Origin of the sequence: Sporosarcina sp. JAI121 (assembly GCF_013408665.1) — a bacterium.
In the GTDB taxonomy this organism is placed as follows: domain Bacteria; phylum Bacillota; class Bacilli; order Bacillales_A; family Planococcaceae; genus Sporosarcina.
Map to the genome: position 1 here is coordinate 1307710 of NZ_JACCCL010000001.1, position 25033 is coordinate 1332742.

The 25033-nt window shown below is 44.8% G+C and carries 26 protein-coding genes and 1 riboswitch; of the genes, 24 read left to right on the forward strand and 2 right to left on the reverse strand.

Annotated elements, in window-relative coordinates:
• The first annotated feature begins 251 nt into the window (after nucleotides 1-251).
• The 12 genes from HDC33_RS06080 to HDC33_RS06135 all read left to right on the forward strand — a co-directional run bounded on the left by HDC33_RS06080 (nucleotide 252) and on the right by HDC33_RS06135 (nucleotide 10885).
• Complete coding sequence (locus HDC33_RS06080) at nucleotides 252-797, forward strand: NUDIX hydrolase (protein ID WP_179391596.1); 546 nt, start codon at nucleotides 252-254, stop codon at nucleotides 795-797.
• Between the two features lie 54 nt (nucleotides 798-851).
• Complete coding sequence (locus HDC33_RS06085; protein ID WP_179391597.1) at nucleotides 852-1367, forward strand: hypothetical protein; 516 nt, start codon at nucleotides 852-854, stop codon at nucleotides 1365-1367.
• A 93-nt stretch (nucleotides 1368-1460) separates the two neighbouring features.
• On the forward strand, nucleotides 1461-1919 hold the full coding sequence (fur, locus tag HDC33_RS06090) for a ferric iron uptake transcriptional regulator (RefSeq protein ID WP_179391598.1): 459 nt from the start codon (nucleotides 1461-1463) through the stop codon (nucleotides 1917-1919).
• A 123-nt stretch (nucleotides 1920-2042) separates the two neighbouring features.
• On the forward strand, nucleotides 2043-2942 hold the full coding sequence (xerD, locus tag HDC33_RS06095; RefSeq protein ID WP_179392648.1) for a site-specific tyrosine recombinase XerD: 900 nt from the start codon (nucleotides 2043-2045) through the stop codon (nucleotides 2940-2942).
• Between the two features lie 40 nt (nucleotides 2943-2982).
• Nucleotides 2983-4176 carry a phosphopentomutase gene (gene deoB, locus HDC33_RS06100; protein ID WP_179391599.1) on the forward strand — a complete coding sequence of 398 codons (1194 nt, stop codon included), beginning with the start codon at nucleotides 2983-2985 and terminating at the stop codon, nucleotides 4174-4176.
• A gap of 8 nt (nucleotides 4177-4184) precedes the next feature.
• Nucleotides 4185-5489, forward strand: a complete 1305-nt coding sequence (locus HDC33_RS06105; protein WP_179392649.1) for a pyrimidine-nucleoside phosphorylase — start codon at nucleotides 4185-4187, stop codon at nucleotides 5487-5489.
• 265 nt (nucleotides 5490-5754) lie between these two features.
• Nucleotides 5755-6108 (forward strand): anti-sigma factor antagonist, encoded by a 354-nt coding sequence (locus HDC33_RS06110; protein ID WP_179391600.1) that lies wholly within the window; start codon nucleotides 5755-5757, stop codon nucleotides 6106-6108.
• Nucleotides 6098-6544: an anti-sigma F factor gene (spoIIAB, locus tag HDC33_RS06115; RefSeq protein WP_179391601.1), complete on the forward strand. Its 447-nt coding sequence runs from the start codon at nucleotides 6098-6100 to the stop codon at nucleotides 6542-6544. Before HDC33_RS06110 ends, spoIIAB begins: the two co-directional genes overlap by 11 nt.
• Before the next feature lie 3 nt (nucleotides 6545-6547).
• Nucleotides 6548-7336 (forward strand): SigF/SigG family RNA polymerase sporulation sigma factor, encoded by a 789-nt coding sequence (locus HDC33_RS06120; RefSeq protein ID WP_179391602.1) that lies wholly within the window; start codon nucleotides 6548-6550, stop codon nucleotides 7334-7336.
• A gap of 4 nt (nucleotides 7337-7340) precedes the next feature.
• The gene (locus tag HDC33_RS06125; RefSeq protein ID WP_179391603.1) at nucleotides 7341-8789 is read left to right on the forward strand and encodes a spore germination protein; all 1449 of its coding nucleotides are present in this window, start codon (nucleotides 7341-7343) and stop codon (nucleotides 8787-8789) included.
• Between the two features lie 65 nt (nucleotides 8790-8854).
• The gene (gene lysA, locus HDC33_RS06130; RefSeq protein WP_179391604.1) at nucleotides 8855-10183 is read left to right on the forward strand and encodes a diaminopimelate decarboxylase; all 1329 of its coding nucleotides are present in this window, start codon (nucleotides 8855-8857) and stop codon (nucleotides 10181-10183) included.
• 333 nt (nucleotides 10184-10516) lie between these two features.
• Complete coding sequence (locus tag HDC33_RS06135; RefSeq protein WP_370457412.1) at nucleotides 10517-10885, forward strand: GNAT family N-acetyltransferase; 369 nt, start codon at nucleotides 10517-10519, stop codon at nucleotides 10883-10885.
• Here the strand turns inward: HDC33_RS06135 and HDC33_RS06140 are convergent.
• On the reverse strand, nucleotides 10882-11394 hold the full coding sequence (locus HDC33_RS06140) for a DUF309 domain-containing protein (protein ID WP_179391605.1): 513 nt from the start codon (nucleotides 11392-11394) through the stop codon (nucleotides 10882-10884). The genes HDC33_RS06135 and HDC33_RS06140 overlap by 4 nt on opposite strands.
• Nucleotides 11395-11440: 46 nt before the next feature.
• Here HDC33_RS06140 and HDC33_RS06145 point away from each other — a divergent pair, with 46 nt between their 5' ends.
• The 12 genes from HDC33_RS06145 to HDC33_RS06200 all read left to right on the forward strand — a co-directional run bounded on the left by HDC33_RS06145 (nucleotide 11441) and on the right by HDC33_RS06200 (nucleotide 23810).
• Nucleotides 11441-12190: a segregation/condensation protein A gene (locus tag HDC33_RS06145; RefSeq protein ID WP_179391606.1), complete on the forward strand. Its 750-nt coding sequence runs from the start codon at nucleotides 11441-11443 to the stop codon at nucleotides 12188-12190.
• 1 nt (nucleotide 12191) lies between these two features.
• On the forward strand, nucleotides 12192-12803 hold the full coding sequence (gene scpB, locus HDC33_RS06150; RefSeq protein ID WP_255457307.1) for an SMC-Scp complex subunit ScpB: 612 nt from the start codon (nucleotides 12192-12194) through the stop codon (nucleotides 12801-12803).
• Complete coding sequence (locus tag HDC33_RS06155; protein ID WP_255457308.1) at nucleotides 12800-13801, forward strand: D-alanyl-D-alanine carboxypeptidase family protein; 1002 nt, start codon at nucleotides 12800-12802, stop codon at nucleotides 13799-13801. Before scpB ends, HDC33_RS06155 begins: the two co-directional genes overlap by 4 nt.
• Before the next feature lie 163 nt (nucleotides 13802-13964).
• Nucleotides 13965-14696 (forward strand): pseudouridine synthase, encoded by a 732-nt coding sequence (locus HDC33_RS06160; RefSeq protein ID WP_179391608.1) that lies wholly within the window; start codon nucleotides 13965-13967, stop codon nucleotides 14694-14696.
• A gap of 149 nt (nucleotides 14697-14845) precedes the next feature.
• A complete protein-coding gene (gene resA, locus HDC33_RS06165) occupies nucleotides 14846-15379 on the forward strand; it encodes a thiol-disulfide oxidoreductase ResA (RefSeq protein WP_179391609.1) in 534 nt (177 codons plus the stop codon).
• 14 nt (nucleotides 15380-15393) lie between these two features.
• On the forward strand, nucleotides 15394-17043 hold the full coding sequence (resB, locus tag HDC33_RS06170; RefSeq protein ID WP_179391610.1) for a cytochrome c biogenesis protein ResB: 1650 nt from the start codon (nucleotides 15394-15396) through the stop codon (nucleotides 17041-17043).
• Nucleotides 17043-18227: a c-type cytochrome biogenesis protein CcsB gene (gene ccsB / locus HDC33_RS06175; RefSeq protein ID WP_179391611.1), complete on the forward strand. Its 1185-nt coding sequence runs from the start codon at nucleotides 17043-17045 to the stop codon at nucleotides 18225-18227. Before resB ends, ccsB begins: the two co-directional genes overlap by 1 nt.
• Before the next feature lie 179 nt (nucleotides 18228-18406).
• Nucleotides 18407-19126, forward strand: a complete 720-nt coding sequence (locus tag HDC33_RS06180; RefSeq protein WP_179391612.1) for a response regulator transcription factor — start codon at nucleotides 18407-18409, stop codon at nucleotides 19124-19126.
• Nucleotides 19119-20903: an ATP-binding protein gene (locus HDC33_RS06185; protein WP_179391613.1), complete on the forward strand. Its 1785-nt coding sequence runs from the start codon at nucleotides 19119-19121 to the stop codon at nucleotides 20901-20903. The genes HDC33_RS06180 and HDC33_RS06185 overlap by 8 nt, the downstream gene beginning before the upstream one ends.
• A gap of 45 nt (nucleotides 20904-20948) precedes the next feature.
• The gene (sigX, locus tag HDC33_RS06190) at nucleotides 20949-21512 is read left to right on the forward strand and encodes an RNA polymerase sigma factor SigX (RefSeq protein WP_179391614.1); all 564 of its coding nucleotides are present in this window, start codon (nucleotides 20949-20951) and stop codon (nucleotides 21510-21512) included.
• The gene (locus HDC33_RS06195) at nucleotides 21478-22695 is read left to right on the forward strand and encodes a hypothetical protein (protein WP_179391615.1); all 1218 of its coding nucleotides are present in this window, start codon (nucleotides 21478-21480) and stop codon (nucleotides 22693-22695) included. The genes sigX and HDC33_RS06195 overlap by 35 nt, the downstream gene beginning before the upstream one ends.
• A 162-nt stretch (nucleotides 22696-22857) precedes the next feature.
• A riboswitch (FMN riboswitch) is annotated at nucleotides 22858-22989 on the forward strand.
• A 239-nt stretch (nucleotides 22990-23228) separates the two neighbouring features.
• Nucleotides 23229-23810 carry an ECF transporter S component gene (locus tag HDC33_RS06200; RefSeq protein ID WP_370457413.1) on the forward strand — a complete coding sequence of 194 codons (582 nt, stop codon included), beginning with the start codon at nucleotides 23229-23231 and terminating at the stop codon, nucleotides 23808-23810.
• Nucleotides 23811-24678: 868 nt separating this feature from the next.
• On the opposite strand, the gene HDC33_RS06205 is transcribed toward HDC33_RS06200, so the two are convergent.
• Nucleotides 24679-24930, reverse strand: a complete 252-nt coding sequence (locus tag HDC33_RS06205; protein WP_067210431.1) for a ferredoxin — start codon at nucleotides 24928-24930, stop codon at nucleotides 24679-24681.
• Nucleotides 24931-25033 lie beyond the last annotated feature (103 nt).

Genomic DNA, 25033 nt, shown 5'->3' on the forward strand with positions numbered 1-25033 from the left:
CTCGTCTAGGAAATTATAAAATCTCGTACTGTGGATAAGTTACTACACAGAGATTTCGCGTCTAGACTCCGGGCGCCAAATGCTCGGATCATAAGTCAGCCCGGCGAGGAAGGGTTGAACTGCATCCTTCCCGGGCAAAAACGCCGCGTCGCCGGTCCGTCTAATGCCTGTCGCATTTAGGCAGGCGCCCTACGCTTTTGTTCATGGTACAATGACAGCATTGGAAATTCTAGAAGAAAGGGTTGACTATTTTGAATAAATACGAAGAAAAAACCATTTCAGGTGAAACGTTATATGAAGGGAAAGTCATCACACTGCGGGTTGAGGAAGTGGAACTGCCCGATGGCAAGAAAGCCGCCCGTGAATTGATCAAACATCCGGGAGCGGTTTCAATCATTCCCATTACCAAGGATGGCAAGCTAGTCCTTGTTGAACAGTATAGGAAAGCGTTGGAACGCACGCTCATCGAAATTCCTGCGGGGAAAATTGATCCCGGGGAAAAACCTGAAGTGACCGCGGTCCGCGAATTGGAAGAGGAAACTGGATACGGAGCCAACGAATTTACGTATATCCAGTCTTTTGCAACGTCGCCCGGTTTTGCGGACGAAATCATTCATATGTATCTGGCACAGGATCTTTATAAGATTGAAAATCCTGCTGCGGGAGATGAAGATGAATTCATCGGACTGTTGGAAGTGACGCTTGAAGAGGCGCAAGAAATGGTTGTGTCAGGAAAGATTTACGATGCAAAAACCGCATTCGCCGTACTCTATGCAAAAAACCTTTTAACGAAGTGACCTAATTTGGAGCGGACAAGCATATGTTGAATAAACTATGCGGAGGTGCAGCCTATGTTCCGTTCTTTATCTTTCATCCATTTATTCGTCATTCTGGCAATCGGCTATATCGGAGGAGCACTTTTGTTCCGTGAGATGTCTGCGACTGCGATTGAAAGAGTGGTAGTTTTTTACGATGCCCGAGTTGTTCATGGGCATGATGCAGGTTATATCAGACCCGTCGGTACGGCGGCCTTATTTTTCGTCGTTGCATTCGGGTTGGCGGCGTTTAGGAAAACACGGTTTGCTGTGTTGTTTTTCGGTGCGGTGAAATGTGTGCTGTTCGGTTTATCTTCCTCATATCTGATAGCTTCAGGTGCGAAGATGATGGAGTATTCAATATGGTGGTTCCCGTTCCAGTTCCTTATTTGCTTCCTATTTCTAGTATACTGTGCTATCCTTAGCCCGCCTTATTTTATGCGTACGACAATTGGAAAGAAAGTCAACACACGTGCATTACCGACGATTATCGGTATATCGACCGCGGTACTTGCTATCGAAATCGTCGTCTTTCAATTCATTCTTGGGTAAATATCAAGTGTTCCAGATTATTGGTCCGCCCCTTTCTGTTGTCATAAGGAAAGCCCATTTGTTATAATAGAAACAGTTTGAGGGGGGCATCGTATGGAGAGCCGAATCGATCGGATAAAAAAACAATTGCATGGGGCCAGCTACAAACTAACGCCTCAGCGTGAAGCGACGGTTTTGGTCCTCCTTGAGCATGAGGAAGATCATCTGAGTGCTGAAGATGTATTTTTGCTAGTCAAAGAGAAAGCACCGGAAATCGGGCTTGCAACCGTGTATCGCACGCTGGAATTGCTGACAGATCTAAAGGTAGTCGATAAAATCAATTTTGGTGATGGCGTGTCGAGATATGATCTGCGGCAGGAAGGCGCTGCCCATTTCCATCATCATCTTATATGTATTGAATGTGGAACAGTTGATGAAATACAGGAGGATCTTCTCGGTGATGTCGAAAAGATCGTGGAAAGCCGCTTTGAATTCGCTATTAAAGATCATTGGTTAACATTTCATGGTATTTGTAAAAGATGTAAATCGGACACTGATGGAAATGCAGAATGAAAAAGGGGATGGCATAATGCTGTCCTTTTTTCATTGAACGTAAACCGGAATTTCGTGGGAAGGGGGAAGGGATTTGTTGGGATTACAATTGAAAAAATCTTCTTTTCTGTTTCCCGTCGGCGTATGAAAGATGGCCGTTTTGCGCTTGAAGATTACATACACTTCCTGAAAGTGGAACGTCAATTGGCGGGAAATACAGTCGTTTCATATAAACGTGACATTGATGAATACCTGGTCTTTATGGAAAAAGCGGGTTATGAATCGATAGACGAAGTTGATCGTTCTACTATTTTAAGTCATTTGCAGCGATTAAAAGAAGGCGGGAAATCAGCCAGAACCGTATCGAGGCATATTTCCTCGATTCGCTCATTTCATCAATTCCTGTTGCGGGAGAAAGTGACGACACAAGATCCGACTGTCCATTTAGAGCTGCCGAAACTTGAACAGAAATTACCGCGTGTTTTATCAATGGACGAAATAGACAGACTGATTGAAGCGCCGGATCGTTCTAAACCCCAGGGAGTGAGGGATACTGCATTACTGGAAATTTTGTACGGGACTGGTATGCGAGTCAGTGAACTTATCGGGCTTAATATGGACGATATCCATCTTTCAATGGGGTTCGTCCGTGTGTTCGGTAAAGGCGGGAAAGAGAGAATCATTCCGCTGGGTGGCAAGTCGATTACGGCATGCAAACGGTATATAGAAGAAGCCCGGCCTGGTTTCATCAAAAAGCAGAAAGGGGCCGAAGCATTATTCGTCAATATGAGGGGAACCAGACTGACAAGACAGGGTTGTTGGAAATTGTTGAATGGGCATGCTCTGAAAGCGGGTATACATAAAGAGTTGACACCGCATATCTTGCGCCATACATTCGCCACGCATCTTGTTGAAAACGGGGCGGATCTCCGTGCGGTACAGGAAATGCTTGGCCATGCAGATATTTCCACGACACAAATCTATACACATGTTAGCCGTTCACGGTTGAAAGAGGTCTATGTGAAATTCCATCCAAGGGCATAGATCTCTATAGAAAAGCTTATCTTACAAGGAGGACTATTTTATGGGAAAACAACAATTCAAACGTGTTCATCTGATCGTGCTCGACTCTGTAGGGATCGGTGAATCACCCGATGCACATCTATTCGGGGATGTTGGTGCAGATACGCTTGGCCATATCGGTGAAGCTATGGGCGGTCTGCATATGCCGAACATGGGCAAACTTGGATTATCCAATATACGCGCGATTAAAGGCATCTCCGCTGCAGATGAACCGCTTGCATGTTACGGTAAAATGCAGGAGGCGTCCGTCGGTAAAGATACGATGACAGGACATTGGGAAATAATGGGTCTCAACATTGATAAACCGTTCAAAGTATATCCGAATGGTTTCCCGCCGAAACTGATACATGAACTGGAGCAGCGCATCGGCCGGAAAGTCATTGGCAATAAACCGGCGAGCGGCACTGGAATCCTAGATGAGCTTGGTCAAGAACATATGGAAACGGGCGCCATCATCGTGTATACATCCGCAGATCCTGTCCTGCAAATTGCTGCGCATGAGGGAATCATCCCGATTGAAGAACAATACCGGATTTGTGAAATTGCACGTGAATTAACAATGAAGCCCGAGTTTTTAGTCGGCCGCGTCATTGCGCGCCCGTTCATCGGCGAACCGGGTAATTTCACGCGGACGACGAATCGCCATGATTACGCGCTGAAACCATTCGCCCGTACAGTTATGAATGAGATGGTGGATGCGAATTATGAAGTAATCGCAATTGGTAAAATCGCTGATATTTATAATGGAGAAGGCATAACGGAATCAGTCCGTACGATTGGAAATATGGATGGTGTCGACAAATTGCTGGCTGTGATGAACAAAGACTTTTCTGGTCTCAGCTTCACGAATCTCGTCGATTTTGACGCCTTATTCGGCCACCGGAGAGATCCGCTCGGTTACGGAAACGCCCTGCAGGAATTCGACGCAAGGCTGGATGAGATCATGGGTGCAATGCGAGAGGACGATCTGCTCATCATTACTGCGGATCATGGCAATGACCCTGTCCATGAAGGAACAGACCATACGCGGGAATATGTTCCGCTTCTCGTCTATTCACCTTCATTCAATACAGGCGGAGCTATGCCTCAGAATGAAACCTTCTCGGACATCGGTGCAACGATTGCAGATAACTTCAACGTGAAAATGCCGGAATACGGAAAAAGCTTTTTAGGTTTATTAGAAGAAAAGGTGTGATGAGATTGTTGAGAATGGTAGACGTAATTGAGAAAAAAAGGGACGGCGAAATCCTGACGAAAGAAGAAATCACTTTTTTCGTAAACGGTTATACGAATGGCTCGATTCCTGACTACCAAGCGAGCGCGTTTCTTATGGCCATCTATTTCAAAGGGATGACTGCGGAGGAACAAGGCTATTTGACGATGGCGATGGTTGAATCCGGGGATCAGATCGACTTGTCAGCAATTGAAGGGATAAAAGTCGATAAGCACTCCACAGGAGGAGTGGGCGATACGACGACGTTGATACTCGTTCCTCTGGTCGCTGCATGCGGCGTTCCTGTAGCCAAAATGAGCGGGAGGGGACTTGGTCATACAGGCGGGACACTCGACAAGCTCGAGGCGATAGAAGGGTTCCACATCGAATTGACTGAAGAGCAGTTTGTCAAGCAAGTGAATGATTTGAAATTGGCGGTCATCGGTCAAAGCGGCAACTTGACGCCTGCTGATAAAAACCTGTACTCATTGCGTGATGTAACGGCTACGGTCGACAGTATCCCGCTTATCGCAAGTTCAATCATGAGCAAGAAAATCGCCGCCGGTGCGGATGCAATCGTCCTTGATGTGAAAACGGGGGATGGCGCGTTCATGAAGACGGAGGAGGATGCAAAAGCGTTGGCCCATTCGATGGTGGCAATCGGAAAACAAGTCGGCCGGAACACGATGGCGGTCATTTCCGATATGAGCCAACCTCTTGGGTTCGCGATTGGTAACTCACTTGAAGTGATTGAGGCGATTGAAACGCTTAAAGGGAAAGGTCCTGAAGATTTGACTGAACTCTGCCTCGTCCTTGGCAGCAAGATGATTGTGGCTGGAGGAAAAGCGAATTCAATCGACGAAGCGCGAGGCATGCTGAAAGCGGTCATTGCTGACGGTTCCGCACTTGAATTGTTTGGAAAACTGATTACAGCACAAGGCGGCAATGGGGAAATCATCCATGATATTTCACTATTGCCGACCGCGAAATACCAGATTGAAGTACCAGCGCTGTCGTCGGGTTATGTAACGAAGATGGAAGCGGATGACATCGGTGTTGCAGCGATGCTCCTAGGCGCCGGTAGGGCGACGAAGGATGATGAAATCGATCTTGCAGTCGGCATTGTGCTGACTAAAAAAATCGGAGATGCCGTGCAAGAAGGAGAACCGCTTGCCATCATCCACTCCAATAGAGAAAACGTTGAACAATCCATGTCACTTATACAGAAACACATCTCCATTGGAAAAGAAGCAGTAGAAGGCCCGCGTCTCATTGGAGAGATGATTACGGGCTGAAAATTGATTGAAGAGTAAAGCGACCCCCTTACCGGAAATTAATTCTGGTAAGGGGGTCGCTTTTTTTGATTAAGAAACCGACCTTATCCGCAACATTTCTTTTTTTAGGAGGATGTGTAAATTGATTGTAAGACGTGCATACTTGCACTAGCTGTCAGCGTTGTCGAAATATAAGAACCTTTCACTGTCCTTGACTAGTTCTGTCAAGTGTAAGGTTTTTACTCCCCGATTGTGGAATAATTTGCAGGAAGGGGGGGTTACAAGTATGGCTGACATCGAAATTATTGACAATGGGATTTTAATTGTGTCGTTACACGGGGAATTGGACAATCATGAGGCGAATCGAATCCGTTCCCATATTTCTTCATCAATTTTCAGTGGACAAGTCAGGTCGGTCATTTGGGATTTGGCAAGGCTGGGTTTTATGGATAGTGCAGGAATCGGCCTTATTCTTGGAAGAATGCGTGACTTGGCACCTTTGGGAGGAGAAACGCTCATATTGAATCCTTCCGCAACGATGGAAAAGATATTTACATTTTCTGGTCTCGGACCAAATATAAGGCATTGCACGGTAGATTTAGCAATCGTGGAAATTGGAGGGGTATTACATGAACAATGAAATGACGTTATCATTCGTCGCAATTGAGGAAAATGAAGCGCTGGCAAGGATGGCAATGACTTGTTTCATCACACCGCTTGACCCGACAATTGAAGAAATCTCGGAATTCAAAACAATTGTATCAGAAGCTGTAACAAATGCCATCATCCATGGTTACGAATGTGATGGGAAAAGTCTTGTCACGCTCCATGCCGTAATTGAAGGGAAAAAAGTGACAATGACGGTCAGGGATGAAGGTATGGGTATTTTTGACGTAGAGCAAGCGATGGAACCGATGTTTACGACCCGCCCCTTCATGGAACGATCGGGTATGGGATTTACGATCATGGAGAGCTTCGCCGACAGCGTGTCGGTCGAGTCTGTCCTAGGAAATGGTACAGCCGTAAAGTTCGAGAAAACGTTTTCTCCGGTCCCGGAAGCAAGCAGAATGAGGTGACCCATGGACGCATCCGTTGAACTAAAACCCGCTTTGTTGACCCAGGAAAAGATGAGGGAACTGATTAAAGTATCACAGGAAGGCGATAAAGAAGCGAGAAGGATGATGGTTGAAGGCAATACTCGGCTTGTCTGGTCCATCGTCCAGCGTTTTGCTTCCCGCGGTGCGGACCCCGAAGATCTGTTTCAAATCGGGTGTATCGGCCTTATGAAATCCATTGATAAATTCGATCTATCATACGAAGTGAAATTTTCGACATATGCGGTTCCGATGATCGTCGGCGAAATCCAGCGTTTTCTAAGAGATGACGGAATGGTAAAGGTGAGCCGGTCGATCCGTGAACTCAGTTTTAAAATCCGGCATGCAACCGACGATTATATTAAACAGCATGGCAAATCGCCATCCATATCGGAAGTCGCGGCCGTCTTGGAAGTAACCGTCGATGAGGTTGTACTTGCATCAGATGCATTGCGCGATCCTGCGTCCCTTCATGAGCAGCTATATGAAAGCGAAGGGGATAGCTTGACGTTGATGGATCAGTTGCGAGATGACAGATCTGAAAGGGTTTTCGATCATATCCCGCTCCGAGATGTCATTTCCAAGTTGAATAAAAGAGACCAGACCATCATTTATATGCGCTATTATTTGGATTGTACGCAAAGTGATATTGCGGAACGGATCGGCATCTCACAAGTTCAGGTGTCAAGGCTTGAAAAGAAAATCCTAGCCCAATTGAAATCATGGATGGGCGTTGATTTCGAAGAAAGTATATTAAAAGCGAGGACGGATTGAATCAATGGAAAAGTTATTCCGGTCGATGCAAGAAGGAGAAGAGTGGTTCTATTCCCGTTTCGACAAAGATAGGACGTTCGATGCTACTGCCAGACAGTTGCATCTTTGGGATATGCCCGCTCTGTTACTTTATATTAACGGACTAATAGACAGTGATACAATAACAACTTTATTGACTGAAATGCAGGCTAATACTGAAATGGAGAATGAAGAGAGTGATGGGGGAGGAAGGTTCCTCTCCTATTTTCCGTACCATGCTGTTTCAAATGTGAAAGATGCCGATGAACTGCTCACCTCAATTTTGAGCGGACAGGCAGCCTTCATTACGCCAGACGGGTACGTATTTACCATCGACATCCGTTCTTATCCGGGCAGGCAGCCCGAAGAACCGGACAACGAAAAGGTTGTCAGAGGACCAAGGGATGGTTTTACTGAAAATCTCATCCAAAATACGGCACTGATCAGAAGAAGACTTCGTACGGAGGACCTTCGATTTGAAATGCATAAAGTGACGACAAATGGAAAAACGGATGTGGCAATCACATATATGGAAGGTGCTGCTAGTAATGAGCATCTCACGTATATAAGGGAAAGGCTTGATGCTATACACCACGATGGGCTTACAATGACGGACAAATCCCTGGAAGAATTTCTATTCAAACAGCGTTTTCATCCTATGCCGTTCGTCCGTTTCACGGAACGTCCTGATATTTGTGCGGCACATCTGCTGGAAGGTCATATCGCGCTTATTGTCGATACATCCCCATCTGTCATCCTAGTTCCGGCCCCGTTATTTCATCATCTTCAACATGCTGAAGAATATCGACAGGCCCCGCTAAGTGGAACAATGATCAGAATGATGCGTCTCTTCGCGGCGGTCATGAGTCTAATTCTTTTACCATTCTGGTTTTTGCTTGCAACACATCAGCACTATTTACCGGATTACCTCAGTTACATCGGACCGAATGATATCGGGGAAGTACCTTTACTACTTCAGCTTCTTATTGCCGATGGCGGAATAGAAGTGCTGCGTATGGCGGCTATTCATACGCCGACACCGATGTCGACCGCAATGGGACTTGTTGCAGCTATCGTCATCGGACAAGTAGCGATCGATGTAGGTCTTTTCACTCCGGAAGTCGTCTTGTATGTAGCGGTAAGTGCCATCTTCACCTTCTCCATCCCCTCATACGAATTAAGCCTGACGACGAAGATTTTCAGGATATGCATCCTATTATCAACGGCGCTTTTGGGAGCACCCGGATTTTTCTTGTCCGTCGCTGTTCTGTTCTACTATTTGTGTTCATTGAAGCCAATGGGCGTGCCGTATTTATGGCCCGCTGTTCCGTTTTTCCCGAAAGCCATGTTGCGGATTATTATCAGATTTCCGATGACTCAAGACGTTCCCAGACCATTCATAACCGACTCCCCTGATCGTAACCGTTTGTCTTAGACCATTGCCACTACCCTTCTTTATATGATAAAGTTTTAGATATCTGATTCGGGAGGGGAAGGCACATGCATTTTTATGGCACACAATCGGTCAACGAAAACGGCCACCTGACAATCGGCGGCGTGGATACGGTTGATCTTGCGCATACTTATGGAACACCATTGATCATCTACGATATCGACTTGTTCCGGGAACGGGCAAACGCTTTTAAGGAAACTTTTGAGAAAGCCGGTATCCGCGCGCAAGTTGCTTATGCGAGTAAAGCATTCTCGTCCATAGCCATTTATGAAGTCGCTGCACAACAAGGTCTTTCCTTAGACGTAGTTTCCGGAGGGGAATTGTTTACTGCTGTTAGCGCGGGTTTCCCAAGGAATCGAATTCATTTCCATGGAAACAATAAAAGCTTTACGGAACTGCAATATGCTTTCGACGAAAAAATAGGTTGCATCGTCATCGATAACTTTTCTGAAATCAAGCTGGTGAAGGAAATTGCGGAATCCCGGAAGGAAGCGATGAATGTACTTATCCGGGTGACGCCGGGCGTTGAAGCATCCACGCATGATTACATAACGACCGGTCAGGAAGATTCGAAGTTTGGATTCGATTTGAAGAATGGTCAGACGGATGAAGCTTTTCTCCAACTGTATGACCATCCTTACATCAACTTGCTTGGCATGCATTGTCATATCGGTTCCCAAATATTCGAAACGGATGCATTCCGACTAGCGGCAGAGGCACTCATGAATAAAATGGTTGCCTGGCGTGATGATCACGAATTCATATGCTCTGTTTTAAATCTGGGCGGCGGTTTCGGTATCCGTTATACGGAAGAAGACGAGCCGCTCGAACCGTCTGCATACGTCGAGGAAATGGCGTCGGTCGTATTATCGATGACCCGTAGCTACAAGTATCCGTTACCGGAAATATGGATCGAGCCAGGCAGATCGCTTGTCGGGGATGCTGGAACGACGCTTTACACTACGGGCAGCACAAAAGAAGTACCTGGTGTCCGGAAGTATATCGCAGTTGACGGTGGCATGTCCGATAATATTCGTCCAGCGTTGTACGGTGCAAAATATACAGCTGTATCGGCAAACCGAATGGACGAGCCACATGCGGATAAAGTGACGATTGCGGGGAAATGTTGTGAATCGGGAGATAAGCTTATTGAGGAAGCGTTCCTTGCGCAGCCGGCAGAAGGCGACATCATCGCTGTTTTTTGTACAGGCGCTTATGGCTATTCGATGGCGAGCAATTATAATAGGCTTCCAAAACCGGCAATCGTATTCTGTGAAAATGGAACCCATCAGCTTGTAGTTCGCAGGGAAACCTACGAAGACGTTGTCAGACTCGATATCCCCCTGGAACTGGCGAGACGGGAGGAAAGGATTTGAGAAAACGCAACATTCTCCTATTCCTCTTTGTAGTTGTTGCAGCTATTATGTGGGGAGCGGTATACTGGATGTTCGTCGCACCAATCATCGATCCGAGATAAAGAGAAACTTCAATCAGTGGGGTGCTTTCTTTCCCCCGCTGATTGTTAGTTGAACCATTCGGGCATTTGCAGGTAGTTGACCCTATATATCACTAGTTTTTTTAATTATAATTAACCTTGAATAGGGATCTTACTGCCCGTTAATGCGGGATAAATGATACCGTTAATCAAATGAAAAATAGAATCGACTCAATTGGATGGACAAAGGATTTTCAGAAAAGAAGGGATTCAAATGATGCTTTTGCGTTATAAGAAGACATATGAAAAGATAGCGATGGGACTACTCTCATACATGCCGGGCGACAAAACTGTGAAAAAATTGCAGGAAACAATCCTACAATATGAAACAAATGATAGTTGGCAGTTGTACCTTATTAAAAAAGATGACGACTTTATCGGTCTGATCGGCATCGAATTGGGCGATGACTCATACACATTGCAACATCTCTCCGTCAATCCATCCTTCCGCGGGGAAGGGATTGGCAAAGAGATGGTCATGAAGTTGCAGGCGCTATTTCCTGATAAAAAATGTTTTGGCACTGAAGAAACCGATTCATTTATACAGAGATGTAAGTCGAAAGAAGAAGGAGCAGACCTTTAATGTCTGCCCTTCTTCTTTTCTTCTCGTTCACGAAGAATATCACTGCGGTCTCTTAGCATATGTTTATGAATGACAGCATCACTGTCGAAAGGAAGAAGTGTCATGGAATTTTCGGCCTGATGGGCGAGTTCCGCTAACGATGCTGATAGAATGGAAATGCGGAAAGGATTGAACGGAAGTTCTTGTGCCGAACTGCTTACTGCCTTTTCCACATCTTCGAGTAGTAAATTAAAATCAATTTCTTCCGTGTAAGCGGGATGGTTACAGAGAAACGTCTGAAACCTGACCTTCGCTTTTTCAAGTGTTCGGCGAGCTCCTGTATTATTTCCCCGACGCCAATGATACAATCCCGTGGCTAAAAGGATATAAGCCGCCAACGGATGGTCTTTGTCGCTATCTGGAATGGACTTCCAATATTCCTCCAATACCTCGTGACATTCAAAATAGTCTTGATTGTTATTGAAATAAACGATGAAATTTACGAACAGTGGATGATGGTACTGATGCATGTAATCATTCCTTTCCATAATATGAACGATAGGCAGGTGTAAAACTATGACATACCAAGTGAAGCTGGATGCCTTTGAAGGCCCGCTAGATCTATTATTACATTTAATCAACCGACTTGAAATTGATATATACGATATCCCGATGGCGGAATTGACGGGCCAATACATAGAACACCTTCAGGCCATGCGTGTACTGCAATTGGACGAACTGAGCGAATACCTTGTCCTGGCAGCGACACTGATTGAGATTAAGAGCAAAATGCTTCTCCCCGTCCATGAAGGGGAAGTGTTCGAAGACGACTATAATCTGGAAGTCGAAAATGATCCGCGTGATGAACTTGTTGCACGGCTTATTGAGTATAGAAAATATAAGGAGGCGGCAATTAGCTTGAAGGGATCAGCGGAAGAGCGATCCGGCCATTTTACAAAACCGCCTGAAGATCTGACGGAGTTTGGTGAAATAGTTGCAGTTGAGACCGAAGAAAGTATGAATATTTTCGATTTGATTGGGGCTTTCCAGAAGATGCTCGATCGAAAGCGATTGAAAGCGCCGCTAACAGCAAGTATATCTAAAACGGAAGTGTCCTTGAGTGAAAAGATGGATGAGATAATGGAGATATTGGAAAGGGGCGGTGGAAAATGCGCATTCCACTCGCTTTTCGAAAAGTGGGAGACAACGGAGTTGGTTGTAACCTTTTTATCGCTGCTTGAATTAATGAAACGGCGGGACGTCATTGTCGAACAGCATGGAAATTTTGACGAAATGACAGTGTCGTTCCGACGGGAGGATGAGTGAAATGGAAAAGGAAGACCGTTTGCCTGGTATGATTGAAAGTTTTTTGTTCATAGTAGGGGATGAAGGATTGACGATCAAACAGTTGACCACGCTTACTGAGTGCGAAGAATCTGAAGTGGCATTGGCAATTGATTGGCTCCGCGGTAATTATGAGAAACGCAATGAGAGCGGTATTGAACTGAAAGTTTTCGGAGGTGCGTATCGTCTTGTAACAAAAGCTGAATTCGCGGAAGATATTAAACGGTTGTTGGAAAATCCGGCACCGAAATCCATGACGCAAGCCTCTCTTGAAGTGTTGGCGATCATCGCCTATAGGCAACCGGTGACGCGTGTTGAAATTGATGATCTTAGGGGCGTCAAATCCGAGGGACCGGTCAGTACGCTGATTGCCAAAGGACTCATAATGGAGAAAGGGCGCTCGGAAGGAAGTGGACGAGCAATACTCTATGGCACGACGGACTTGTTCCTGGATCGATTCGGATTGGAGTCGCTTGATGGATTGCCGCCTCTATCCCAGGAAGAAGAGGGTGAACCAATCGAAACAGACTTGTTCATGACAAAATTCCAAGAAGCGTTTGCAATCGAAAATGACGGAGGAGGAAACATTTCTTGAAACGGACGATGATGGCAGTCCTACTTTTTTCGATAATAGTTAGTGCAGGAATGAAAGAAGTCGCTGCTTCAGGCCAAGCGTGGGCAGTTATTGATGCAGATACAGGCAGATTATTGGAAGGGCACAATGAAAATGTCCGCTTGCCAATTGCGAGTCTAACTAAAATCTGGACGGCGTTTACGTTCATTGAAAGCGGTACACCACCCGAAGATATCATTATTTCTCCGCAAGCCGCATCGACTGAAGGGTCCTCACTTTACTTGCAGCAAGGGATGAAGATGGAAGCGGATGCGCTACTTTATGGCCTGATGCTGCGGTCGGGCAATGATGCGGCACGTGCGTTGGCAGAACAGGCTGGCGGTTCAATGGATGGGTTCGTGGATATGATGAACGACAAAGCGCTGTTCTACGGCTTGAATGACACTGTCTTCACGAATCCATCCGGTCTGCATGATGATCTGCATTTGTCCACAGCATACGAAACAGCGCTCATGCTGCATTATGCGATGGAGAACGACAAGTTCCGTAAAATCGCCACCACCAAAAATTATAAGTACCAGACCAAGGAACAGGCCTATAGCTGGCGGAATAAACATCGCCTCCTCCATTCCGAACTGACTGCGATTGCAGGAAAGACAGGATTTACAAAAGCGGCAGGCAGGACGCTGGCAACCTATTTCGAGGAAGATGGCAAAAATATCATCGTTGTCACTTTGAACGACGGGGACGACTGGAATACGCATAAAGGTCTGGCAAATAAAGTGTTTTCTTCATATAAACTGATGACAGTCGCAAAAAAGGGGAGATATGATATCCTTCCAGGTGTAGAAGGAAACCTGGAAAAACCTATCCGCCTGTTGTTGAAAAAAGGAGAAAAAGAAAAGTTGTCCAATGTCATCCGTATTCCCCGCGGCAAAAGTGAAAAAAGTACAGGGCATTGGACCGTTTCGTTCGGCAATGAACCGCTTATTACGAGTGAAATCCAGATAAACCAATAAATTCATTCCATTGGCAAATAAAACAAAGGAAATCAAGCGATTTTCGATATGGAAAATTGAATTGTGACGTTTTTGGGAAGACTGCTGCTATATAGGGCGGTCTTCTTTTCATTTGCCGCAAAGTGTGACATACTTTTTTACAGAATGAAGATGGGGTGACTTGATGGAAAGATTACAGAAGGTGTTGGCACAAGCAGGTGTCGCATCACGGAGAAAATCCGAAACGCTAATTATTGAAGGTAAAGTGAAAGTGAACGGCGTCGTTGTAACGGAGCTAGGAACAAAAGTATCCAATTCCGACCGTGTGGAAGTGGAAGGCGTACAGCTCGTCAAAGAAGATTATGTCTACTATCTGTTATATAAACCAAGAGGAATCATTTCGACTGTCGATGACGAGAAAGGCAGAAAAACCGTGTTGGACCTGTTTCCACAAGTCGAACAACGAATTTTTCCGGTAGGACGACTTGACTATGACACATCCGGTGTCATCATCATGACGAATGATGGAGATTTCTCCTATCTGATGACACACCCGAAATTCGGTATCAAGAAAAAGTATATTGCAAAAGTAAAAGGGATTCCCGATCGCGAAGCGCTTCGCAAACTTGAAAAAGGAGTCGATCTGGACGATGGTAAAACGGCTCCCGCACATGTGAAAATGCAGACGGTAGATAAGAAAGCCGGCACTGCACTCATTGAAATTACGATTCACGAAGGAAAAAACCGTCAAGTTCGCCGTATGTTCGATGCAATTGGCTATCCAGTCCAAAAACTTCGCAGAGAATCATTCGGTAACATTACGACTCATGGATTGAACGCAGGAGAGGCGCGGGAATTAACGAAGCATGAAGTGAAACAGCTACGCGTCCTTGCTGAAACAGGTAAAATCGGCTGAACTCGAATCAATTACGCCTCGGCGGAATTGCAGTTCATTCCACCCTGTTGGACAAACGTTCACAATCCCTTCAATTATGACGCGTCTTAACAAAGGTCTGTTTGTTATACTAAAGTAGAGAACTTATTTATTGTTAGGAGGCAGTGCGTATGACCAAGGCGGGTAAAAAGAAAACACGCCTTATTATTAGGACAATCGTCCTGTTACTTCTCGTTTCAGCAGTTGTCTATACCATCGCGTCGAAAGACAAAGTGAAGGTATTGGCAGTTGGGGATAAAGCACCCGATTTCGAACTTGTCGATTTGGAAGGCAACAAACATCGGTTATCCGATTATAAAGGTGAAGGTGTTTTCCTAAATTTTTGGGGAACCTGGTGCCCCCCTTGTAAAAAAGAAATGCCTTATATAGAGCGTCAACACAATGCATTCGCAGAGAAGGGCGTCCATGTACTTAGTGTTAACATTGCGGAACCTCACTTAAAAGTTGAGACATTCAGGGATCAGTACGGTCTGACGTTCCCAATTGTCATCGATAAAAGTAAAAGTGTCATGGAGGTCTTTAATGTTGGGATACTCCCCGCAACATACCTCATCAATAAGGACGGGAAAATAGAACAAATCATAACAAGGGAAATGTCTGAGGATGAGATTATTTCATTCATGGAAAGCATTCAACCCGAATAAGGAGTAAATCCAAAATGAGCAAAATCAAATGCCAGTGCGGTCATGATAATCCATTTGGCACAGTGCTTTGTGAGCGATGTGGTAGACCGCAGACTGAAGAGGCTAAAGAAAGCAAACTTGTCGATATGCGTTACGAAGGGTCGGCAAGAAGATCGCAGACGTATAAACGGTCGATCATCGATAAAATATGGAATTTCTTTTCAAGTGTAAAAATCGGAATCAGTATCATTGTTGCCGTTCTCACTACAGCTGCAATAGGAACGATTTTCCCGCAGAAGTTGTATGTGCCAGTGTCAGGCGAAGCAGAATTAGCAGCATACTACGAACGACTTTATGGAATACCCGGCACGATTTATTACAAACTTGGGTTCCACGACATGTACAATAGTTGGTGGTTCATCACGCTAATCGGGATGCTTGGAACTTCCATCATCATCGCCAGTGTCGATCGGGTCATTCCGCTATATAAATCGTTGAAGAAGCAACGTACGAAACGCCATCCATCATTTATGAAAAGACAGCGGATCTATGGTGAGGGCCCTTCCGAAAATCCAGATGATGCACTCATTGAAGCCGAGGGGCAACTGAAGGAACTCCGCTACAAAGTGAAAACGGAAGACGGAGCATTGCTTGCGGAGAAAAACCGTTTTTCAAGATGGGGTCCGTATGTGAATCACGCTGGTCTTATCATTTTCCTCTTTGGTATTTTATTGCGCGGTATCCCCGGGTTCTATGTCGATGAAACGATGTGGATCCGCGAAGGGGAAACACGTTCCATCCCTGGCGCAGAGGGTTATTATTTGGAAAGTAAAGCATTCATCATAGAAAACTATACAAAAGAGGAAGCCGATGAAGTGTTCGGTGATGCTCTAGAGCGTGTCGGTATGATCGCGAAAAACTATCAGACCGATGTCACCTTGTATAAAAAAGAGGAAGGTAGTCTTCCGGGATCCAATCAGACGAATTTCGTGAAGGACTATTCGATTATTGTCAATAAACCTTTGAAATTTGATGGGTATAACGTGTTTCAAATGGATTTCCGTCTGGATGAATTAAAATCGATGACATTCAAATTGACTGAAAAAGCGACGGATGCTTCTTTCGGTGAGTTCACGGTCGATCTTACCAATCCGGAACGTGAATATGAACTTGATAATGGCGCTCGCGTTATTCTCAGTGATTATTATCCGGATTATGACGGGATTGAAAACGGGGAACCAACCTCGAAATCTCCGATACCGAACAATCCCGCATTTATCTTTAAAATGGTGACTCCGGCCAAGCCCGACGGTGAAATGAGTTTCGTCGCGATCAAACAAACGCTTGAAACGGAAGTCAATGATTATAAAGTGAATTTTGTCAGTGCAGAAACCCGGGATATATCGGGGCTTACAGTACGTAAGGATAAAACGTTATATCTCCTTCTGGTAGGGGGGATTATCTTCATGATTGGTGTCTCGCAAGGATCTTATTGGAATCATAGAAGAATTTGGATCCAAAAAGGACCTGACGGCGGGCTGCTAGTTGCCGGTCATACGAATAAAAACTGGTTCTCTCTGAAGAAAGAACTGGATAAAGTAAAAGACGCGGCAAATCTGCCTTCTTACGAAGATAGACAAGACAAGGAATCTAACTTGGATGATAAGGAAGTGGACAAAATATAATGGGACTTGCAGCGTTAAGCGCTAATCTACTTTTAGTTTCATTTATCGCCTATCTTGTCGCAACGCTCTTTTTCGGCGGTGCGGTAAAAGGCGCTAAATCGGAAGCTTCTTATAAAAATAACAGATGGGGAAAAATCGCGATTACGATTACAATCATCGGTTTTATCACCCATGTCGGCTACTTCGTCACTCGGTGGATGGCATCAGGACATGCCCCAGTGAGTAATATGTTCGAATTTACGACAGCATTTGGGATGATGCTAGTAGGGGCGTTCATTCTTTTGTTTTACTTATATAGAACACCATCACTCGGCTTATTTGCTCTGCCAATTGCTATTATTATCATCGGCTATGCAAGTATGTTCCCAAGGGAAATTACACCGCTTATTCCAGCACTGAAAAGTTACTGGTTGACAGTTCATGTCATTACAGCTGCGCTTGGCGAATCGATTCTTGCGATTAGTGCTGTAGCGGGACTCATATACTTATTGAAAAATATTGACTTGACGAAAAAGTCGAAACAGCGTTTTTGGCTAGAGGCAGTTATTTTCACGCTTATCCTAGTAGTCGGTTTCGTACTGTCTTCGTCAGCGTTCAAGCTGACCGGCTATGAAGCTCACTTCACTTATACCGATAAAAATGAACAGCTTGCCAAAATCGAGTACAACTATCCACCACTTTTCGGTATGCATGAATATGAGTCGCTTACACCTGACGTAATGACGCCTTGGGCCGAGATGCCGCCAATCGTCAACGCGAAGACGTTGACCACGTTTGTCTGGTCAATTGCTAGCGGAATTCTTCTTTACTTGATTCTCAGACTCATCTTCCGTCGACCGATTGCGGCGTTGTTGCAACCTTTCGCAAAAAAAGCGAATTCACAGTTGATGGACGAAATCGGCTATCGTGCTGTTATGATAGGTTTCCCGGTATTTACACTGGGGGCTCTCATTTTTGCAATGATTTGGGCACACGAAGCATGGTCCAGATTCTGGGGATGGGATCCGAAGGAAGTATGGGCGCTTATCACTTGGTTATTTTATGCAGCATTTCTTCACTTGCGTCTATCGCGCGGTTGGGAAGGCGAAAAATCGGCATGGCTTGCGGTTATCGGTTTTATCATCATCATGTTCAACCTGATTGCCGTGAACTTGATTATCGCAGGGTTGCATTCATACGCTTAATGAAGAGCTGTACAGTAGTTAACAAACTACTGTACAGTTTTTTTATGCTTGATAAACGCGCTTTCACTGATCCGTCATATGCATCTGCTTTAAAGCGCACCGCTGCCGCTTTTAAGTTTCTTTTTTGCATGCCGGCTTGTACAATGGAAGGAGAAGCTAGTTGAAAGGGGTAATCATTCGTGGAAGAAAAAGTGACGCTATTAGTTGTGGATGACGAAGAGAGGATTCGTCGTCTGTTAAATATGTACCTTACTCGTGAAGGCTATGAAATAGAAGAAGCTGTTGATGGTGCGGATGCGCTCGAAAAAGCGCTTGCCACTACTTATGACTGTATTTTGCTTGATTTGATGATGCCTGAAAAAGATGGGCTGGAAGTATTGCAGGAGCTGCGAGAAAAGAAAATCATGACACCCGTCATTATGTTGACTGCAAAAGGAGAAGAGTCCGATAGAGTGACCGGTTTTGAGTCGGGTGCTGACGATTACATAGTGAAGCCCTTCAGTCCGCGCGAGGTCGTTCTGCGCGTGAAAGCGATTCTTAGAAGATCCGTCGCCTTCCCGGGAACTGTTGCGGCGACGACTTCGAAAGACCTGGTTGTCTTCCCTCAGCTGACAATTGATCATGACGCGCATCGTGTCACGGCGGATGGGAAAGAAGTGGGCTTGACTCCCAAAGAATACGAATTGCTCTATTTCCTTGCAAAATCGCCGGACAAAGTATTCGATCGGGAGCAATTATTAAAAGAGGTATGGCATTATGAGTTTTTCGGCGATCTTCGAACAGTCGATACACATGTCAAACGTCTCCGTGAAAAACTGAGCCGTGTTTCCGAACGTGCCGCAAAAATGATTGTCACTGTTTGGGGAGTCGGCTATAAGTTCGAGATTCCGAATGAATAGAATATGGAATTCAATTGTCGGGAAGCTATGGGCAACCATTTTGCTTCTCGTTTCCTTTGTCCTTTTTATTGTGACGGTCCTTCTACTTGAATTCCTTGATAACTTCCATACGCAACAAGCAGAGGATATATTACGAAGAGAAGCGACGACAATCGGTAAAATTGTTGAAGATCATGATAGCGAGTCATCGATGCAGTTAATCATTCACGACATTCTTGACAGGGAAACGAATGCAATAATTGTGGGCTCCGATCGGGAAGTGATGTATTCATTTCATAAAGGATTGAACAAAGAACGAATCGAAAATAAAATTTTGAATGAAACGATTTTTCCGTTCGATCAACAACTGGATACACAAGTCGTGAAAGAGATGATTTTGCCTTCAAATACTGTAGACAATGTCATGGAGCAATACTTGGTTCTGTCTAACCCGTTCGAAAACGAAAATGAATTGGCTGGTACGGTCATCATTTATCAAAGTCTGGATGCCGTCCATAGAACAACGAAAAGAACAACACATATTGTATTTTTATCGGCGTTTATCGCATTTATTTTAACGACCTTTTTCGCTTTTTTCCTCTCTACGCGAATTACATTACCTCTACGGAGTTTAAAGCAAGCTGCATTTGACTTATCGAAAGGGAATTTCGATACACGGCTTCCTGTTTCTCAAAATGATGAAATCGGTCAGCTGGCAACTGCATTTAACCAGATGGGAAGACAGCTGAAATACCATGTTGAACTGATCAATCAAGACAAGGAGCAGCTTTCAAGCATTCTTACATCGATGACAGATGCTGTTATTACATTCAACCGGGATTACACAATTCTGCTGAGCAACCCGCAAGCTGAACGGCTGTTACAAAACTGGTATTTCAATAATGGGGCACAACAGGGGAACCATCATATACCACCGGCGATTTTTCATATGCTTGAACATGTCATTTCATTCGCTGAGGAAGTGGAAGACGAATTGGAGCTTGGCGGTCAATTCTATGGAATTTCCATCAGCCCGTTATATAGCGGAAATAGTATCCGAGGTGCGGTCGCTGTCTTACGGGACATGACGGATCAGCATAAGCTCGAAAAGCTCCGTTCCGATTTCATTGCCAACGTTTCGCACGAACTTAGAACCCCTATTTCGATGCTTCAAGGATACAGTGAAGCGATTATCGACGGTGTTACGACAAGTGATGAAGAACGCGACGAAATGGTTCAAATTATACATGAAGAATCGAAAAGAATGGGAAGACTCGTTACGGATCTACTCGATCTCGCAAGAATGGAATCGGGTCATATGCGTCTTTACAGAGAGGATCTGTCGATGATTCCGTATCTAGGACGCATCGTCAATAAATTCATGCAAGTTGCGCGAGAAGCGAATGTTGACTTGTCATTCGACTTTCCGGAGGACAAAGAGCTGATTGCGAATGTGGATGAAGATCGTATGGAACAAGTCTTTACGAATTTAATCGACAACGCCATCCGTCATACGCCCGATGGAGGAAATGTCAGTCTTAGCATCGCAAAATATGTGGATATGATCGAAATAAAGGTTGCGGATACAGGCGTCGGAATTCCGGAAGAAGATTTACCGTATATCTTTGAACGTTTCTACAAAGCGGATAAAGCGAGAACGAGGGGAAAAGGCGGTACGGGTCTCGGCCTTGCCATTGCCAAAAGTATCATTGACTCGCATGGCGGCAGAATCTCCGCAAAAAGGGGCGATAGTGAAGGGACAATTTTCAGTTGCACCTTGCCATTAAAAAATATGTAACTAAATAGTTTGAAGAACGACTAATTGATGGAACGGGGGGATTTCATGGACGACTCCGTTTTTCACCGGCTTTATGACCAGTACCACCAAGACGTGTTCAAGTTTCTTATCTACTTGACGAGAGATCGTGACCACGCTGAGGACCTCATGCACGAAGTATATGTGAGGGTGCTGCGCGCTTACGCCGGTTTTGAGGGGAAAAGTTCTGAGAAGACATGGCTCTTTTCAATTGCTAAAAATGTAGCGATAGACCATTTCAGAAAGAATACAGTCCGTAAAAAGCATCTTTTCGATAAATTCGACTGGGAAAAAAGTGAACTCGTTTCAACAGGAATCCTTCCGGATGAAATCGTCACACTCAGTGAAGAGATGCAAGACCTGTTACAAGCGCTTAACACATGTACAGGTGATCAGAAAATGGTCATTGTCATGCGTTATTTTCAAGATCTTTCCATAACTGAAACAGCTGAAATTCTTGGCTGGACAGAAGGTAAAGTGAAAACGACTCAACATAGGGCAATCAAAGCGTTACAAAAGAAATTGAAAGCTCTTCCGACAGAAGGGGGGAAATTGAATGACCCACAAAAATTGGAACGACAACAAGATTAACGATCTCCTCGGTGAAGTGCCCGATATACAAGATAATCGTCCGAAGTCGGAAATACTGGAACGGCTGAAACAAGATGAAAGACTGAATGCCCCCCGCCGGAAAAATTTGAAGTGGTGGGGACCTGCACTGGCGGCGGTGGCCGCGCTGCTTGTCATTGGGCTACTGATACCATCCATGCTCCGGGGAAATGAGAGTGCAATGAGGGACCAAGCGCCCGAGAATATAAACCTAGAGAGCAATAGTGACGATAAGGCAACAATGGAGGATGGATCATCGAAATTATCTGTTGCAGATGAAAAGCAGGAAAAGTCATCTCTTATGAGGACGACTGGAGCTGGATTTACGCATCATTTTGCTGTCTATCCCGAGGATATTGCCGATAGTACGTTATTCCATTTAGGGCTTGCCGGCGATCAAGCTTCAAGCATCCCTGTCACATTTGTTATTCCGAGCGGCCAAATCGAAGAAGACTTTGATACGGTAAAGCCGACAAGTTATGACTTGTACAAAAAGTATGCGGCACGGATTGATGAAGAAGCACTTGGATTTCAGGAGTATCATCCCTATAAAGGGGAAGTGAATGCGGATGATCATGTGATTATCCATAAACTTCCGAAAGGCCATGGTTATGATTTGGCATCTGCATCGATGGAAGTATATCAGCACTCTTTACAAGATACGTTTTACGGTTTTCAGGAAGTCCGATTTGAGAACGAGGATGGAACACCGGTCACTTTCTTTCAAGCGGGGGAACCGAGCGTTCCGCTGAAATTGCCAAATGGCCGCAATCACGTCAATTACTATTTAGTCGAACAACAAGATGGACAACAATTTCTGTCATCGAACTTTTCGCAGGAACAGGCAGGGCTTGTAGAAGCGCTGCAGCAGATGAAAGTGAAACCGAATGATGTTTTTCAGCCTGTTATCCCGCAAGACATAGAATTTGAAGTGATTTCAGAAGCTGGTGTGACAATTGTGAAATTTGCACAGCCACTGGATCTGGAAGCACTAGATCAATCAAAAGCCTTGCAAATGATTGAAGGGATGCTTCTTACGGCTGCAAGCTTTGACGAACAGCTGCAGTTCGACAATGTCATACAAGAAGAATGGAACATTTTTAACTTCAGTCGGCCTTTACCGGTTCCGATTGGCTCCAATCCGCTGCCATTCATGTTGAAGTGATCCGTTGCGCTTTGTAAACAATCTAAATAAGTTGAAGTATTGAATACGCTGTATAAAATGGGTGGATAGCGCCATAGCGGATTCGAAGGAAATCTATACTTCAACTTATATAGTTTACAAAGTGCTTTTTTTTGTATAGAATAGACTTGTAACATACTATTGATTCATCTTCGGGGCAGGGTGTAATTCCCGACCGGCGGTAATGGAAGGTTTCTTTCCAAGCCCGCGAGCTTAACAGCTGATACCGGTGTGATTCCGGAGCCGACAGTATAGTCTGGATGGGAGAAGGTGAAGGTGCGGCCGTCTTTTTGTGTTGTCCACAAAAAGGGTGCTTATTTGATCATGGGCAATATAGAAGAATTACTCTCTTTTGCTTATGAGGATTTCGAGACAGAGCAGTGCGCTTTGTTTGGGAAGTCGATTGTGCCTTTTAACTACCTGGAGCAATTCTGCTTTGGGGATTTTTTGTAGACGTATATCGACGGAACGGCCTTTCCTCTTTTGAAGTGAATCGCAAAAGGAGAGAGGAACAAGTGGCTAACAAAAAGCTAAGAAAGATGATTCTCGTCGCAATACTGGGGAGTATCGCAACTGTTTTAATGCAGTTCAACTTCCCGTTACCTGCATTACCGGGCTTCCTGAAAATTGATTTCAGCGAAATTCCCGCCGTACTGGCAATTATGACGATGGGGCCGGTAGCCGGCATTGGCGTCGAATTGATTAAGAATATTCTTCACTGGTTCTTTTCGGGTAGTCCTACGGGCGTTCCCGTTGGTGAAATCGCGAACTTTACGACTGGCGTGCTCTTCATCTTGCCAATCTACTTTATCTTCAATAAATTCCGTACCGCAAAAGGTCTGACAACGGGTCTCATCGCGGGGACGGTTTCGATGGCAGTCGGTATGACTACATTGAATTATCTCGTGTTTTTACCGATGTACACGTACTTCCTTAACTTCCCACCGTATACGGGAGATGCGTTATATACTGTGGTCGTACTTGGGATATTGCCGTTTAACCTTATTAAAGGTGTTATGTTGATGGTTGTATCATTGCTTCTATTTAACAGTATGCAGAAATGGATCAATAAGCAACGACTTCAATTGATGTCTTAATTTAGAACTATATATTATATGCGCATGCCGAGATATAGAGGCGTGCGTATTTTTATTTGTCATGAAAATTGAGTGATTTAATAGAGTAAATATGGATATCTCATAATACACGCTTCGACGCTCGGGGATGCCTCCCGCCATAAGCCGGACAACTTCGTCGTCAGTCTTATGGCTTCGGCTACCCCTGTGAGGCGCCTTCGCTGGTTATTACTGGGAAGCGTTCTCATATATAGCGAAGCAAGTATTATGGATAATGCTAAGTTCATTCTATAGGGGTGAACTTTTTTAGTGTATTTTAATATCTCAAGAAGCGTATATAATGTGCAATACATATGCCAGCCAACAATTTCGAATTTTTTCTGTATCCACAACAATCCCGGTGTCCTTGGAAAAAATCAGCACAGGCGCCTTTCAGTGTCGAGTTGCTGTCACAATTCGAAGGATGTGAATTGTGTCAGAACTGGACACCAGGTAGCCGAAGCGGTAAGACTGGCGGCGAACTTCCGCTTGGCTTATAGCAAGCCGCTGAAAAAGTTCTTTTTAAAGTAAGAAGTAGTTGATTGTAGTGAAGAGCGGCGACTCCAGCGGGAACAGCGCGAGCTGAAGACCCCGCAGGAACGCAGTGACGAGGAGGCGGAAGCCGTGCCCGCGGAAAGCGTCCGCTCGGAACGGAAATCAACGGGATTTAAGGAAATCGGAATTTTTCTGTGCCCTCGTTTATCGCGGGAGACATCCACAAAGCGCCGTAGCGTGTTATGTAGGGGAATCCTTATATCAGTCTAACTATCGAAGGATAATACAAGAAAGACCGTCCTCGTAAAAAGGACGGTCTTTCTTGTATAGGGTTCATACGATCGGGATTTTATAATCAGTCTTCGTATTTTAACGCATCACCATCAAATGGTGCGTCGGCGGTTTTGATTGAATCAGTTGGGCAGCCATCGAAAGCGTCTTCCAAATCTTCCATCAGTTCTTCTGGAACTTCTGCAGTACCCATGTTATCATCTAGGATAACGTAAGCGATCCCCTCGTCGTCATAATCGTATATATCTGGAGCAGCAGCTCCGCACGCCCCACAAGCGATGCATGTATCCTGATCGACGATTGTATATTTAGGCATAGACCTTCTCTCCTCTTCTCTCCGTACAAACAATTTACTTCACATTCTATTCTAATGATGTTAACAAGAGTTTTCAACAAAAAACATTTGTTATTGGGAGGAA